14 protein-coding genes are annotated in these 14501 nt (G+C 69.8%); 6 read left to right on the top strand and 8 right to left on the bottom strand.

The window, feature by feature from the left end; all coding sequences use genetic code 11:
- Together ACSHWB_RS38155 and ACSHWB_RS38150 are read left to right on the top strand one after the other, a co-directional pair.
- Nucleotides 1-1101 (top strand): hypothetical protein, encoded by a 1101-nt coding sequence (locus ACSHWB_RS38155; RefSeq protein WP_439658178.1) that lies wholly within the window; start codon nt 1-3, stop codon nt 1099-1101.
- Complete coding sequence (locus tag ACSHWB_RS38150) at nt 1101-2183, top strand: hypothetical protein (protein ID WP_439658177.1); 1083 nt, start codon at nt 1101-1103, stop codon at nt 2181-2183. Before ACSHWB_RS38155 ends, ACSHWB_RS38150 begins: the two co-directional genes overlap by 1 nt.
- A gap of 41 nt (nt 2184-2224) precedes the next feature.
- On the opposite strand, the gene ACSHWB_RS38145 is transcribed toward ACSHWB_RS38150, so the two are convergent.
- The 3 genes from ACSHWB_RS38145 to ACSHWB_RS38135 all read right to left on the bottom strand — a co-directional run bounded on the left by ACSHWB_RS38145 (nt 2225) and on the right by ACSHWB_RS38135 (nt 7265).
- Nucleotides 2225-2686 carry a hypothetical protein gene (locus ACSHWB_RS38145; RefSeq protein WP_439658176.1) on the bottom strand — a complete coding sequence of 154 codons (462 nt, stop codon included), beginning with the start codon at nt 2684-2686 and terminating at the stop codon, nt 2225-2227.
- Between the two features lie 171 nt (nt 2687-2857).
- Nucleotides 2858-6496, bottom strand: coding sequence for an nSTAND1 domain-containing NTPase (locus tag ACSHWB_RS38140; RefSeq protein ID WP_439658175.1), 3639 nt, complete (start codon nt 6494-6496; stop codon nt 2858-2860).
- Nucleotides 6497-6542: 46 nt separating this feature from the next.
- On the bottom strand, nt 6543-7265 hold the full coding sequence (locus ACSHWB_RS38135) for an MmyB family transcriptional regulator (protein ID WP_439658174.1): 723 nt from the start codon (nt 7263-7265) through the stop codon (nt 6543-6545).
- Nucleotides 7266-7335: 70 nt separating this feature from the next.
- Here ACSHWB_RS38135 and ACSHWB_RS38130 point away from each other — a divergent pair, with 70 nt between their 5' ends.
- Nucleotides 7336-8268 carry an aldo/keto reductase gene (locus tag ACSHWB_RS38130; RefSeq protein ID WP_439658173.1) on the top strand — a complete coding sequence of 311 codons (933 nt, stop codon included), beginning with the start codon at nt 7336-7338 and terminating at the stop codon, nt 8266-8268.
- Here the strand turns inward: ACSHWB_RS38130 and ACSHWB_RS38125 are convergent.
- The 3 genes from ACSHWB_RS38125 to ACSHWB_RS38115 form a co-directional block, all read right to left on the bottom strand.
- Nucleotides 8261-8473: a DUF5703 family protein gene (locus ACSHWB_RS38125; protein ID WP_439658172.1), complete on the bottom strand. Its 213-nt coding sequence runs from the start codon at nt 8471-8473 to the stop codon at nt 8261-8263. The two genes, ACSHWB_RS38130 and ACSHWB_RS38125, sit on opposite strands and share 8 nt — an antisense overlap.
- Nucleotides 8470-9126, bottom strand: coding sequence for a YncE family protein (locus ACSHWB_RS38120; RefSeq protein ID WP_439658171.1), 657 nt, complete (start codon nt 9124-9126; stop codon nt 8470-8472). The genes ACSHWB_RS38125 and ACSHWB_RS38120 overlap by 4 nt, the downstream gene beginning before the upstream one ends.
- Nucleotides 9127-9322: 196 nt before the next feature.
- Nucleotides 9323-10288, bottom strand: coding sequence for an aldo/keto reductase (locus ACSHWB_RS38115; RefSeq protein WP_439658170.1), 966 nt, complete (start codon nt 10286-10288; stop codon nt 9323-9325).
- Between the two features lie 72 nt (nt 10289-10360).
- Between ACSHWB_RS38115 and ACSHWB_RS38110 the strand changes: the two genes are divergently transcribed.
- Genes ACSHWB_RS38110 through ACSHWB_RS38100 form a run of 3 tightly spaced genes read left to right on the top strand, consistent with a single transcriptional unit; the run spans nt 10361 to nt 12937 of the window.
- Nucleotides 10361-11410: an LLM class F420-dependent oxidoreductase gene (locus ACSHWB_RS38110; protein WP_439658169.1), complete on the top strand. Its 1050-nt coding sequence runs from the start codon at nt 10361-10363 to the stop codon at nt 11408-11410.
- A complete protein-coding gene (locus tag ACSHWB_RS38105; protein WP_439658168.1) occupies nt 11407-12234 on the top strand; it encodes an undecaprenyl-diphosphate phosphatase in 828 nt (275 codons plus the stop codon). Before ACSHWB_RS38110 ends, ACSHWB_RS38105 begins: the two co-directional genes overlap by 4 nt.
- A 10-nt stretch (nt 12235-12244) precedes the next feature.
- Nucleotides 12245-12937: a histidine phosphatase family protein gene (locus ACSHWB_RS38100; protein WP_439658167.1), complete on the top strand. Its 693-nt coding sequence runs from the start codon at nt 12245-12247 to the stop codon at nt 12935-12937.
- Here the strand turns inward: ACSHWB_RS38100 and ACSHWB_RS38095 are convergent.
- Nucleotides 12909-14087, bottom strand: coding sequence for an RNA polymerase sigma factor (locus tag ACSHWB_RS38095; RefSeq protein ID WP_439658166.1), 1179 nt, complete (start codon nt 14085-14087; stop codon nt 12909-12911). The two genes, ACSHWB_RS38100 and ACSHWB_RS38095, sit on opposite strands and share 29 nt — an antisense overlap.
- Nucleotides 14084-14458, bottom strand: a complete 375-nt coding sequence (locus tag ACSHWB_RS38090; RefSeq protein WP_439658165.1) for a YciI family protein — start codon at nt 14456-14458, stop codon at nt 14084-14086. The genes ACSHWB_RS38095 and ACSHWB_RS38090 overlap by 4 nt, the downstream gene beginning before the upstream one ends.
- Nucleotides 14459-14501 lie beyond the last annotated feature (43 nt).

Here is a 14501-nt window from a genome sequence, read left to right as displayed (position 1 = left end):
GTGCTGCACTACCTGGAGCCGCGGACGGACGTGCCCGCGAGAGACGACTGGTCGACCCGTCTGGCGTTCGCCGGCATCCGCATCGGCACGGAGGACCGGGTCGTCGCGGTCATCACGGCCGTGGCGTTCATCGGCACCTTCTTCATGCCGGTGACGCCGGGCAACGCGGCCGCGCAGGTGGTCCTCGGCGGGACGCTGCTGATGAACCTCGCGTGGGTGTTGCCGCGGTTCGCCCTGTGGCGGGCGCGGCGGCGTGGGCTGCTGGATGGGCCGTGGAGGCGGGTCCGGGCCGAGGTCGCCGAGAAGAGGGGCAACGACCGCGCCGACCGTCTGCTGCTCGACGGCCTGGTGCTGCGGGGCGCGTTCGGGCCCGCAGTGGACGTGGTGCTGCAACGGCAGGAGGTCTTCGTCTGCGGGCCGGACGCGGAAGGCCGCGCGGTGGTCAGGATCGCGGGATCGACGTCGCCCTACCTGGCGCAGGTCGACCACGGGAGCTACCAGGCCCGGGAACGCGTGGAGCGTCCGCTCGGCCGGCCCGGGGACGAGCCGCGGATCCGGGAGGTGCTGCGGCAGACCCGTCAGTCGGGGATCTTCGCCTGGCCGCTCATGGCGATGGGGCCGCTGATCGCGGGGATGCTGATCGCGTACAGCCTGGCCCCGCCGGCGCCGCTGGGGTTCGTCGCGGCCGCTCTGTGGTTCCCGACGGTGCTCCTCGTTCCCTCGATGATCGAGGTGCGGCTGCGTTGCCGCACCATCGCCAGGGCGGTGGCGAGTTCGCAGGCGTGGACTCCGGTGCCGATCACGTTGCTCCCGTGGCGGCGTGGTCACCACGTCGCCGGGATCGCCGATCTGCCCGGCGGGCAGGCTCTCGTGCGCTTCCCGCGGCCGTGGGGTGACGTGGTCGCGAACGTTGCGGACACCGGGACGGCGTGGATCGTGGGCACCCACAAGGGAGTCATGGTCCTGGGCGTGCCGGGAACGAACCAGCTCAACTTCGCGGTCGTGCGGCCGGTGGCGACGAGCGACCCGATGTCGTGGTGGCGGCGGTACCGGCAGCCCGACTTCAGCGCCCTGCCCTCAGAGATGGTCAGGGCCGCCTGATGGTGCCCTACCTGGAACCGCGGACGGACGTGCCCGCGAGAGACGACTGGTCGACCAGGCTCGCGCTCGTCGACGTCCGCATCGGTGTGTCGCAGCGCGTGGAGTCGCTCCTCGCGGCCGTCACGTTCGTGGCCACGTTCTTCCTGCCGGACTCACCGGGCAACACGGCCGCGCGGATCGTGACGGGCGTGCTGGTGGTGATGTCGCTGGGCGGACTGCTGCCGAACCGGCGCATCCGGCGTGCGCTGAGGCGCGGGGCGTTCGCCGAGCCGTGGCGGCGCGTCGCGGCGCGGGTGGCCGAGAAGCAGGAGACCGACCTGCGGGACCGGCTGCTGCTCGACGGGCTGGTGCTCACGGGGTCGTTCCACGACCTGGTGGACGTGGTGCAGGAACGGCAGGAGGTCTTCGTCCTCGGGCCGGACGCCGAGGGCCGGGCGCTCGTGAGGGGCGCGGGCTCGACGTCGATGTACGTCGCGTCGGTCGACGAGGGGGAGTACCCGGCGGCGGAACGCGTGGAGCGGGAGCTCGGCCCGCCTGCGGAGGACAAGCGGCTTCAGGCCGGCGCCGACCTGATGCGCGTGGCCGGGCACTTCTTCTGGGTGTTGCCGGTGCTGACGTCCGCTGTCGTGGTGGTGCTGGTCGTGTTGAGCGTGTCGCCGGTCCAACCGGCCGGGCTGGTCGCGGCCGCGGTGCTGGCCAAGGGGTTGTGCGACGCCCCTTGGGCGATCGAGGTGTTCCTCCAGGCCCGGGACAACGCCAAGGCGGTGGCCGGTTCGCAGGAGTGGACCGAGGTGCCGGTGAGGCTGTTGCCGCGGCGGCGTGGGCACCACGTCGCGGGGATCGCGGACCTGCCGGACGGCCCGGCGTTGGTGCGGTTCCCGAGGCCGAACTACGACCTGGTCGCGAACATCGCGGACACGGGTGTCATGTGGGTCGCCGGCACGTATCGGGGCCGGCTCGCCGTGGGGTTGCCGGGAGGCGGCGGGCTGATGGCCGCGGTCGTGCGGCCGGTGGCGACGGGCGACCCGCTGTCGTGGTGGCGCCGCTACCGGCAGGCGGACTTCAGCGCACTGCCGCGCTGAGCGGGGGATCGGGGCGTCCCGATCCCCTCGGACCAGTGGGTTCAGCGGCCTGCCGCGCTGGAGCGGCGTCGTCCCGGCGGGCGGCCGAAGAGCCGCACGTGCTCGTCGACCAGCCAGTCCTTGAGCGGTGACCACTCGGGGTGGTGGTTGAGCACCAGCAGGCGGTGCATCCACCAGTTCGGGTCGTCGTGGCGGGGGAACGCGGCGAGCCACGCGGCCCGCTCGTCCGCCGTGAGGCCCCAGAGGTGCCGCAGCTGGCCCTCCGCGTCCGTGTCGAGCTGGGCGGTGATCCGACCGTCCTCCGTGTGCCATTCCGCGCGCAGTTCGCGCAGCACGGCTATCGCGCGTTCGTCACCTTCCTCGGCGGTGACGACGACTGTGTGCAGGCCCTGCGACGCGGCGTGCGCGAGCAGGGCACGGGCTGACGTTTCGTCGTGCGGCAGTGCGCTGTGAGCGACCCCGACTTCGTGCGGCACGAGCTCCATGACCCAGAATCTGATCATATCTACAACCAGTTCGGTAAATTTTATTGCTTCAGTGTTGACTGAAGAGTCACCTTCCCCTGGTCGGGTCCCTCCCATTGCGCGAACGTTGTTGTACGGCGCCCATGCGTCGACACCGCACAACGTTTTCGCACTACAAATACGGTGAGAGGGAAAGGGGAGGGTTGTTGTTCAGCAGAGAGGCCTCGGCTCCACGCCGGGGAAGTACAGCTCCCAATGACGACTGGACAGGTGCGCCGTCGTAGTGGCGCACACGCGGGCTGCGGTCGCCTCGACGTCGATGTCCCAGACGCGGACGGTGCGGTCCGCGCCGGTGGTCGCGAGAGTGCGGTTGTCCGGCGCGAAGGCCACACCCCACACCCGTTCCGCGTGACCGTGGAGTGCTGCCCGGACCTGGGGGTTTCGGGGATCGCTCACGTCCCACACGCGGATCAGGTCGTCGGTCGTCCCTGCCGCGAGCAGGGTGCCGTCGGGGGAGAAGGCGAGGCGCTGCAGCGGCCCGCCGTCGTTGGGCAGGGAGCCGAGCCTGCGCGGCTGTGCGGGATCGCTGATGTCGTACAGCGCGCCGCTGGCTCCCATGTTGGCGAACGCCATGACGTTGCCGTGGATGACCACGGTCATGACCTCCTCGCGGCCGGCCTGGCCGCCGCGGCGGATCGGGTCGGGGTTGCCGTCGGTCCTCAACGCGGGATAGGCGCGCGGCGAGGCGGGGTCGCTGACGTTCCACATCTGGAGCTCACGGGTGCCGCTCGCGACCACGAGCGTGCGGTCGTCCTGGGAGAACTCGATCTGCCAGACGTGGTCCGCCGTGGGCACCGCGAAACTGCCCGTCTTCACCGGGGCGGCGGGATCGGTGATGTTCCAGAGCCCCACCAGGCCGTTCTTCTCGGCGACGGCGAGTGTGGTGCCGTCGTGGCTGAACGTCGCGGACTCGATGACCTGGGTGCCGGTGATCGCACTGCTCAGCAGCCGCGGGCGGGCCGGGTCGCCCACGTCCCACAGCCCGCTGGCGGTGTAGGTCGAGGCGAACAGCAGCTTGCCGCCGGGGTGGACGTCGACGGTGGCCGACTCCTCGGTCGCGGGCAGCTTCGGCAGGGCGGCGACGAGTTCGGGGTGGCGGTCCTCCGGGCGCCACAACCTGATGTCGCCGTCGGAGGAGACGGTGGTGAAGAACCTGCCGGCCGGGTCGTAGTCGAGCTTCCAGACCGTCTCGCGGTGGCGCGGCGGGTTGAGGTTCGCGAGGTCGAGCACGCGGACCTCGGCGTCGGTGGTGGCGGTGACCATCTGCCGCGAGTCGGCGCTGAAGGTGACCGACCAGAGCATGTCGGTGTGACCGGCGATGGCGGCGGCGAGCAGCACCTCACGCGGGTCGGTGACGTCCCAGACGCGCGTGATCTTGTCGCCGCCGCCGGTGGCGAGGTAGCGGCCGTCAGGGGAGAACGCCATCGAGTGCACGGAGAAGATGTGTCCGGGGGTGACGCCGAGCAGGACTGGGTTGCGCGGGTCGTTCGCGTCCCAGATCCGCACGGTGCCCTTCTCGCCGCCCGTGACGAGCAGTCCGGTGGGGGAGAAGGCGATGGCGTCGGAGGAGACGTCACCGAGGGCGGACGTGATCGTGGAGAGGTTCTCGCCGGTCGCGAGGTCCCAGAGCCTGGCTGTGCCGTCCCAGGAGACCGACGCGAGCGTGGTGCCCGCGGTGTTGAGCGCGATGGCGTGCACGACGTCGGTGTGGGCCTTGATGGTGCGCCCGAGGGCGGCGGGGCCGGAGACGTCCCAGAGCCGGATGGTCCCGTCCTCGCCGCTGCTGACGAGCGTGCGGCCGTCCGGGGTGAACAGGACGGCCTCCACCTGGCCGTCGTGGCCGGTGATGCGGGCCTTCTCCGCGGGTTTGCGCGGGTCGGAGACGTCGAACAGGCGGATGTTGCCGTCCCAGCCGGCGGTGGCGAGGGTGCGGCTGTCCGGGCTGAACGCCATGCCGTGCGTCGCGTCGTCGCCGGCGTGCACGCGGCTGAGCTCGACCGGGTGGTAGCGGTCGGAGTTGTCCCAGATGATCACGAACTTGTCGTCGGCCGAGGAGGCCATGAGCTTCTCGTCCGGGCTGAACAACGCGAACGACACGGCCTCCGCGTGGCCCCTGGCGACGGTGACCTGGGGCGCGGCGAACGTGCTCAGCAGGCTGTCGCGGGCGCCGGGCTGCCCGGTCAGGCGGTAGGCGGCCAGGCGGAGCTGGCTCGCGAGGCCGGGGTCGCGGTCCTGCAGGCCGTTGGCCTCGGCGATGGCCTTCTGGGCGAGCGCGATGGTGCGTTGCTCGGTGGTCTGGCGTTGCGCGCGCACGGCGAACACCGTCGCGCTGGTGGCCACGAGCAGAAGGGCGGCGAGCAGGGCGACCACGCGGCGAAGGGTGGTGGTGCGCCGCTTCTCGGTGGCCAGCTCCCGTTCGGCGGCGGCCTTGCTGGCGTCGAGGAACGCCCTCTCCCCGGTGTTGAGCGCGTCGGGTTCGCGCTGGGCCCAGTCGGTGGCCTGGGTCAGCGAGACACCGCGGTAGAGCGAGCCGGGGTCACGGCTGTGCGCCTCCCAGTCCGCGGCCGCGGCGGTGAGCCTGCGGTGCACGCGCAGGTCGTCGCGTGCCTCGGCGAGCCAGTCCCGCAGGCGCGGCCAGCTGCGGATCACGGCCTCGTGGCTGATCTCGACGCTGCCGCCGTGGACGGTGAGGATGCGTGCGCCGGCGAGGTGTTCGACCACGTCGTCAGCCGCGAGCTCGGACCGCTTGACGTGCCGTTTGGTGTCCTCGGTGCCTTCTCCCGGGGTGACCAGGCGCAGGAAGACCTGGCGTGCCTGGGCCTGCTGCGCCTCGCCGAGGCTGGTGAAGGCGTTCTCCGCGGTGTTGGCGATGGCGCGGGCGATGCCGCCGCTCTCGTGGTAGCTGGAGAGCGTGAGGGTGTTGCCGCGCTTGCGTTGCCACGTCTCGAGCAGCGCGTGGCTGACGTGGGGCAGGACGCCGGGTTCGCCGGTGGCGTCGGCGATGAGACGGGCCACGAGTCCGGTCTCCAGTGCGCAGCCGACGACGACGGCGGGCTGGGTGATGGCCTTGCGCAGCTCGTCGGTGGTCATGGGGCCGACCAGGACCTGCGCGTCCTCGACGGCGGCCACGAGGTCGGGGTAGCGGGCGCAGTGGCCGTAGAAGTCGGCGCGCATGCCGATGACGGTCTGGCCGGCGCGAGCGGTGAGCGCGGCGATGAACTCGTCGCGGTGGGGGAGCGCGAAGATCTCCTCGAACTGGTCGACGACCAGCAGGCCGTCGGTCCGGGGGAGCGTCTCGTGGGTGCCCGGGGTGATCAGCTCGCCGGGCACGCGGGCCAGCAGACCGGCCCTGAGCAGCGAGGACTTGCCTGAACCCGATGCACCGAGGACGAGCACGGTGTTGTGGTGCTCGAGCTTGCCCAGCAGCTTGCCGACGAGCCGTTCCCGTCCGAAGAAGCGGTCGGCGTCGTGCTCGGTGAACGCCTGGAGGCCGACGTAGGGGGAGTCGGCGCCGGGCTGCTGCGGTTCGGCCTCGCCGATCTCCCGCCAGCGCTCTTCCCACACCTCCTCGTCGCCGCCGCAGGCACGGACGAACGCGAGGGTGACGGCGAGGCTCGGCAGGCGCTGGCCGCGGGCGGCGTCGGCGAGGGTGCTGGCGGAGTAGTGGCTGAGCTTGCCGAGGTCGCGGTAGCCGGGGGAGCCGGCCTTCTCGCGGAGCTTGCGCAGGTCGAAGGCGAACTGTTCGACAGGCCCGGCGAACGGGTCGAGCGGTTTTTCCGGGCGAGGCATGACGGAGATTCTTCCATTCGTCTTCATCCCGTCATTCTCTATAGCTTCAGTGTTGACTGAAGTAGGTCATCAACCGGTGATCGCCTTCGCCGGACAGGTACAGCATCTCGAACACCAGGAGGTGAGGGCCCCAGCGTTCGGTGCCGGTGGCCGGTGGCAGGGACGCGGCGGCCTGGTAGCGGTCGCTGAAGGCCGCGCCGGCGGTGATCGAGAGTTCGAACGCGAGCGTCGCCGCGGCATGATCGCCCAGGTCAGCGGCTGCGCGCAGGGCGGCGGCGCGGTCGTTCGCGATCTGGTCCCAGTCGGGGTAGTGGGCCAACGCCCGAGGACTGAAAGCGAAGCGGACGAGGTTCTGCTCGTCGTCCAATCCGGAGATTTCGCGGAACCGCGCGGTGCTGGCGAGGACGTCGCCGGCGGGGGAGAGCACGGCGGCCGCGGTGGGTTCGAGTGCGTCCAGCATTGCGTGCACGGTTGAACGCAGCGGTGGTGGCGGTGCAGGAGCGCAGTTCGTGTCCGCCTTGATCAGGCGGTACAGGTGGACGCGCTCGTCGGCGGTCATGGTCAGCGCGTCGGCGAGGGCGGACAGGACCTGGCCGGAGGGGGAGCGGTCGGTGCCGCGTTCGAGGCGGGTGAGGTACTCGACGCTGATGCCGGCGCGGTCGGCGAGTTCGCCGCGGCGCAGTCCTGGAGTGCGGCGGCGGTGCAGGGTCGGGGGAGTGGTGGCTTCGCGGCGGGCGCGCAGGAAGCGGCCCAGTGCGTTGTCGGCCATGGCAGCCGAGCTTAGAGGGGCCCTGAGCCGGTCTCCCTGGGAACGCCGTCCGCGGGTGATGCTGTGGATCATGAGATACCGACTGTTCGGCAGGACCGGCCTGCGCGTCTCGGAGTTGTTGCTGGGCACGATGACGTTGCGTTCGGAGGAGCTCGCGCGGCAGGTGGTCGGCACCTATGCCGACGCCGGTGGGAACTTCCTGGACACGGCGTCGGCCTACGGCGAGAGCGAGGAGGTGCTCGGGGCCGTGCTGGGGCGGCGGGACCGGTTCGTGGTGGCGACGAAGTACGCGTTGTCGCGGGACCCGTCGGATCCGAACGCGGGCGGGAACCACCGCAAGAACCTGGTGCTGTCGCTGGAGCGGTCGTTGCGGCGGTTGCGCACGGACTACGTGGACGTGCTGTGGGTGCATCTGTGGGACCGGCACACGCCGGTCGAGGAGACGATGCGGGCGCTGGACGACGTGGTGCGGGCGGGGAAGGTGCTCTACGTCGGGGTGTCGGACGCGCCGGCGTGGTTCGTGGCGCGGGCGAACACGCTGGCGGAGTGGCGGGACTGGACGGCGTTCTCGGGGTTGCAGGTGCCGTACAACCTGCTGAAACGCGATGTGGAGCGGGAGCTGCTGCCGATGGCCTCTGCGTTGGGGCTGAGCGTGGCAGCCTGGGCGCCGTTGGCGGCGGGGAAGCTCTCCGGTGGCACGCAGCGGTCCGGTCGGCTGTCCGAGCGGGAGCAGGGCGTGGCGCGGGAGGTGAGGGCGGTCGCGGAGGAGTTGGGGGCGACGCCGGCTCAGGTGGCGCTGGCGTGGGTGCGTGCGTCCGGGGCGCTGCCGTTGGTGGGCGCGCGGACTCCGGAGCAGGTGCTGGACTGCCTGGGCGAGGTCGTGCTGCCGCCGGAAGCGGTCGCGCGCCTGGAGGCGGCGGCCCCGTTCGAACGGGGCTTTCCGGCGGACTTCATCGCCGAGTGCGAACCCGGTGCGTTCGGCGACGGGTTGGTGGTCAGGTGATGAGGCCTGGCACCAGGGCGGGCTGGACCTTGCGGCGCAGCCACATCTTGCGGGAGCCGTCGCTGTAGAGCAGCGTGCGGGACAGTTCCCAGCCGGCGAACTCGGCCTGGATGGCCAGCTGCGTGGTCGCGGTGCGGCGGGAGACGCCGGGCGGCAGACGCAGAGGCCTGTACTCCCAGTCTCCGTCGATCACCCCTTCGGTCATGGCGAGATCACCTGTACCCCTCCGTTGTCGCCGGACGTGACGGTGACGCGTCCGGACTCCTGGTCGACGCTGACGGTGTTGGGTTGACGCACGGTGGGGAACCGGTACTTCTCGGCTGGTTCTCCAGCGGCAACGTTGAGTCCGACGACCTCGTTGCGCTCGGTGAGTGTGATCCACGCGATGTCGCGCTTGGCGTCGTAGGCGATGCCGTACGGGGTGCCGGGCATGGGGTAGCGCTGACGCATGATCAGCGGGTTGATCGAGAACGCGATGAACTCGCCGCCGCGGGTGTCGACCACCAGGAGGCGGCCGAAGCGGTCCGGAACGCCGTTGGTGGCGCCGTCACCGGCCCTCAGACCCGCGCCCCTGGTCTCGGCGCCCTTGTCGTCCTTGGTCATCTCGAAGACCGCGCTGCGCAGCCGGTCGAGCTCGACGTCACGGCCGTTGACCTGGAACTTCAGCGTGGTGCCCGCGTCGGAGAAGGTGCCGCCGGGCGTGATCTCGCCGGGTGGGGTGCCGGTCTGGGCGGGGGAGTGGGCCGGTCGCGCGGCCTCGAGGGTCTCGGCGACCTGCAGCGGATCCTGTGACCCCTCGCTCTGGCCGCACGCGGTCAGCGTGGCGGTGGTCAGGATGAGAGCGGCGAGCCGGCGCAAGATCGGTTCCTCCCGTGGAACGTGGTGGTCTTTCCAGGATCCACGACGTTCGGGCGAAGGTCACGCAAGGGGTGGGGTGAAACCACGTTCGGCCGATCTGGCATTTATCTCTATAGCTTCAGTGTGGACTAAAACTAATGTTACACCGTGTCTCAAGACCAACTCCAAGTGACAGTTCAGACAACCAACAACGAGGTCAGGGCATCGGGCGCTCGGGGTAGCCGAGCTCGATGGCGCTGACGTCGTCCAGTGCGGCGCGGATCGCCGGGGGCAGGGTGAGCTGCTCGGCTTCCAGCGAGGCGATGAGCTGGTTGGTGTCGCGGGCGCCCACGACGGGGGCGACGACGCCGGTGCGGTCGCGGACCCAGGCCAGTGCCACGCACAGGGCGGAGGTGCCGAGGCCTTCGGCGGCGGTGGAGACGGCCTGGACGATCCGGGCGGCGCGTTCGTTGCGGTGCTGTTCGACGTAGCCGGCGAAGTGGGCGGAGGCGCCGCGGGAGTCGGGTGGGGTGCCGTTGCGGTACTTGCCGGTGAGCACGCCGCGGCCCAGTGGTGCCCAGGGCAGGAGGCCTAGGCCGTGGTGCAGGGCGGCGGGGGCGACTTCGCGTTCGATGCCGCGTTCCAGCAGGGAGTACTCGACCTGGGTGGAGATGAGCGGGTAGGTGGTGGGGGTGAGTGCTGCGGTGGCGAGCTGCCATCCGCTGTAGTTGGAGATGCCGGCGTAGCGGACCTTGCCGGAGTTGATGGCGTGGTCGAGGGCGGACAGCGACTCTTCGATCGGGACGCCGGCGTCCCAGGCGTGCAGTTGCCAGAGGTCGACGTGGTCGACGCCGATGCGGCGTAGGGAGCCGTCGAGTGCGGAGAGCAGGGCGCCGCGGGAGGCGCCTCCGCCGAAGGGGCCTTCGGTGCGGCGGGCGACGGCTTTGGTGGCGAGGACGAGTTCGTCGCGGGGGACGACCTCGCTGAGCAGGGTGCCGAGGATGCGTTCTGCTTCGCCTTCGGAGTAGACGTCGGCGGTGTCGACGAGGGTGCCGCCTGCGTCGGCGAAGGCCATGAGCTGGGTGGCTGCCTCGTCCGCGTCGGTGTCGCGGCCCCATGTCATCGTGCCCAGTGCCGTCCTGGACACGCGGAGGCCGCTGCGGCCGAGGTATCGCTGTTCCACGTGCGCGATGCTAAGGGGTGATCATCGGCTGAGCCTGGCAATCGGTGTTACTGACCGGTAGGGTCTCGCCGTGTGAAGCTCGGACTGAACCTCGGATACTGGGGCGCCGGCAACGACGCCGCGAACCTTGAGCTGGCCAAAGAGGCCGACCGACTCGGTTTTTCGGTGGTGTGGGCCGCGGAGGCCTACGGCTCCGACGCGCCGACGGTGCTCGCGTGGGTGGCCGCGCAGACCGAACGCATCGACGTCGGTAGCGCGATCTTCCAGATCCCGGCGCGGACGCCGGCGATGGCCGCGATGACCGGGGCCACTTTGGACACGTTGTCCGGTGGGCGGTTCCGGATGGGTCTCGGTGTGTCGGGTCCGCAGGTGTCGGAGGGCTGGCACGGTGTGCGGTTCGACAAGCCGCTGGCGCGCACGCGTGAGTACGTGGAGATCGTGAAGCTGGCGCTGACGCGGGAGAAGCTGCGGTACGAGGGTGAGCACTACACCCTGCCGTTGCCGGATGGTCCCGGTAAGGCGTTGCAGCTGACGGTGCACCCGGTGCGGGAGCAGATCCCGATCTACCTGGCGGCGGTGGGGCCGAAGAACCTGGAGCTGACGGGTGAGATCGCGGACGGGTGGCTGGCGATCTTCTTCTCGCCGGAGTACTCGGCGGAGTCGCTCGCGTCGGTGAAGGCGGGCCGGGAGAAGGCCGGCAAGACGATGGACGGGTTCGACATCGTGCCGACGGTGCCGTTGATCGTCGGTGAGGACTGGAAGGCCTGTGCTGACCCGGTTCGCGCGTACACGGCGCTGTACGTCGGCGGCATGGGGTCGCGCAAGCAGAACTTCTACAACAACCTGATGGTGCGCATGGGTTTCCCGGCTCAGGCCGAGGAGATCCAGGAGAAGTACCTGGCTCGTGACTACGCGGGGGCGATGGCGGCGATTCCGCTGGAGTTCCTGGACGCGACGTCGTTGCTGGGCCCGAAGGAGCGTATAGCAGACAAGATGAAGGCTCTTGCCGCCGCAGGGGTCACCACGCTGTCCGTTTCGCCGATGCTGCAAGATCTGGAGCAGGGGATCGCGGGTCTTCGGACCGCGGCCGAGGCTTTGGATCTGGCAGGAGTGGGTAGTTGAGCTGGTTGCAGGCTCTGGTCCTCGGACTGGTCCAAGGACTGACGGAATTCCTGCCGATTTCCAGCAGTGCGCACCTGCGCATCACGTCGACGCTGTTCTTCGGCAACGACGCGGGCGCTTCGTTCACCGCGGTCATCCAGCTGGGTACCGAGGTGGCGGTGCTGATCTACTTCGCCAAGGACATCGGGCGCTTCATCAGCGCCTGGTTCCGCGGCCTCTTCTCCGCGGAGGCTCGCAAGGAGAAGGACTACAAGCTCGCGTGGTACGTGATCATCGGTTCCGTGCCGATCTCGGTTCTCGGGTACCTGCTCAAGGACGAGATCCGGACGTCGGCGCGGAACCTGTGGATCACGGCGACGATGCTGGTGGTGTTCGGTCTGCTGCTGGGTCTGGCGGACCATCTGGCCAAGCAGCAGCGTGACGAGCTGAGGATGAAGGACGCGATCGGGATGGGTCTGGCGCAGGCGCTGGCGCTCATCCCGGGCGTTTCTCGTTCGGGTGGCACGTTGACGGCGGGTCTGTTCCTGGGGCTGACGCGGGAGGCGGCGGCGCGGTACTCGTTCCTGCTGGCGATTCCTGCGGTGTTCGGGGCGGGGTTGTTCTCCATTCCGGACGTTCTGGAGCGTTCTGGTTCGGGTGTGCAGGCGTCGATCCCGCAGATGGTCGTGGCGACGCTGATCTCGTTCGTGGTGGGGTACGCGACGATCGCGTGGTTGCTGAAGTACGTCTCGAAGCACTCTTACTCGGCTTTCGTGTGGTACCGGCTGATGCTGGGTCTCGTGCTGATGGGGCTGCTGTCGATGGGGTTGCTGCAGCCGATCTAAGGTGGGTGCCGTGGCCACGGTGATCCTGCTTCGACATGCTCGTTCGACTGCCAACGGTTCCGGTGTGCTCGCCGGGCGTTCGTCGGGCGTGGGGTTGGACGAGCGGGGGCAGAAGCAGGCTGCGGCGCTGGTGGCGCGGTTGAAGGACATTCCTGTCAGCGCGGTGGTGTCGTCTCCTTTGCAGCGGTGTGAGGAGACGTTGGCGCCGTTGCTGGCCGATCGTTCTCTGGTGGCCGTGACGGAGCCGGATTTGTCCGAAGTGGACTACGGTGCGTGGACCGGTAAGGCGTTGAAGGACCTGTACGACGAGCCGTTGTGGGCTGTTGTGCAGCAGCATCCGTCCGCCGCGGTGTTTCCCGATGGTGAGGGTCTGGCGCATGTGCAGGCTCGTGCGGTGGCGGCGGTGCGGGCGCATGACGCGCGTATCTCCGCGGAGCACGGTCCTGGTGCGGTGTGGGTGTTGTGCTCGCACGGTGATGTGATCAAGTCTGTGCTGGCGGATGCGTTGGGTGTGCATCTGGACGGGTTCCAGCGGATCGTGGTGGATCCGTGTTCGATCTCGGTGGTGCAGTACACGCAGACGCGGCCGTTCGTGTTGCGCACCAACGACAACGGTGGGGATCTGTCGGGTGTGGTGCCGGTGGCGCCGCCGCAGGAGGAGCCGTCGTCGGACGCTACCGTGGGTGGCGGGACCGGGTCCTGAGGTAGCGCTGTTCGGGGGCGCTCAGCGTCAGTTTCGCGGCTTTCTCGTATTCCTGGCGTGCTTGGTCGTGTTCTCCTTGCAGGTCCAGCAGATGTGCTCGGACGGCGTGGACGCGGTGGTGGTCGAGTTCCAGTGTGGACAGTTCTTCCAGTGCTTGCTGCGGGCCGTGGACCATGGCGACGGCGACGATGCGGTTGAGTGAGACCATCGGGCCGGGTGCGGTGACGGTGAGCAGGTCGTAGAGGCCGAGGATCTCGTGCCAGTCGGTGTCGTCGGCGGTTTTGGCGTCGGCGTGGACGGCCGCGATCGCCGCCTGCAGCTGGTACGGGCCGATCTGGGCCGTCTTGAGCGCGGTGCTGATCAGTTCGGTGCCCTCCGCGATGGCCGTGGCGTCCCATTTGCCGCGGTCCTGTTCGGCGAGCGGGATGAGGGCGCCGTGGGCGTCGGTGCGGGCGGGGCGGCGTGCGTCGGTGAGCAGCATCAGCGCGAGCAGTCCGGTGAGCTCACCGTCGGTGGGGCGGCGTTTGTGCAGCTGGCGGGTGAGTCGGATGGCTTCCGCGGTGAGGTCGACGCGGACGAGTGCGTCGCCGGAGCTGGCGGTGGAGCCCTCGGTGAAGACCAGGTAGAGCACGTGCAGGACGGCGGTGAGGTCCTGGGGTGGCCGGAACCGGGCGCCGGACTGCTTGATCTTCTGCTTGGCGCGGCTGATGCGTTGTGCGACGGTGGCCTCGGGGACGAGGAACGCGCGGGCGATCTCGGCGGTGGTGAGGCCGCCGACCGCTCTGAGGGTGAGCGCGATCTGCGAGGCCGTGGTGAGGGACTCGTGGCAGCACAGGGCGAGGAGTGTGAGGGTGTCGTCCTGCGCGGGCACCGGGTCGGGTGGCGGGGGTGTCAGCGCGACGACCTTGTCCTCGCGGTGGCGGCGGGCGGTGTCGGAGCGGTACTGCTCGATCCACCTGCGGCTGGCGGCGGTGATGAGCCAGCCCTTGGGGTTGTCGGGGATGCCGTCGGCCGGCCATTGCTGGGCGGCGCCGAGCAGTGCCTCCTGCACGGCGTCCTCGCAGACGTCGAACTGGCCGTGGCGGCGCACGAGCACGCCGAGGACCTGCGGCGCGAGTGTGCGCAGCAGGCCCTCCACCTCTGGGTTCACAGGCCGTCCAGCATGGAGCGGTCCCAGACGGGCCTGACCTCGATGCCGTCGTTGTGGGCGTCGGGCAGGGTCGCGGCGTGGGCGATGACCTGGTCGATGCTGTCGGCCTCGACGAGGTAGAAGCCGGCGAGGTACTCCTTGGCCTCGGCGAAGGGGCCGTCGGTGACGACGACCTCGCCGTTCTTGATGCTGACGCCCTTGCCGGTCTCGGGTCCGGGGAGGCCTTCGCTGACGATGAGCTCGCCGGAGGCGCGGAGTTTGTCGGACAGGTCGTAGTGGTCCTGGCCGAACTTCATCTGCTGCTCGTCGGTGAGCTTGTCCCACGCGGCCCGTGACTTGGGGTTGCTGTAGATCAGGATCAGGTACTTCACGTGCGGCCTCCCGGCTCGTGGCTGGCTGGCGGAAAAAATCTTC

The organism is Lentzea sp. HUAS TT2, from assembly GCF_051853195.1.
Classification (GTDB): domain Bacteria; phylum Actinomycetota; class Actinomycetes; order Mycobacteriales; family Pseudonocardiaceae; genus Lentzea.
This window is presented reverse-complemented; position numbering and strand designations above follow the sequence as displayed.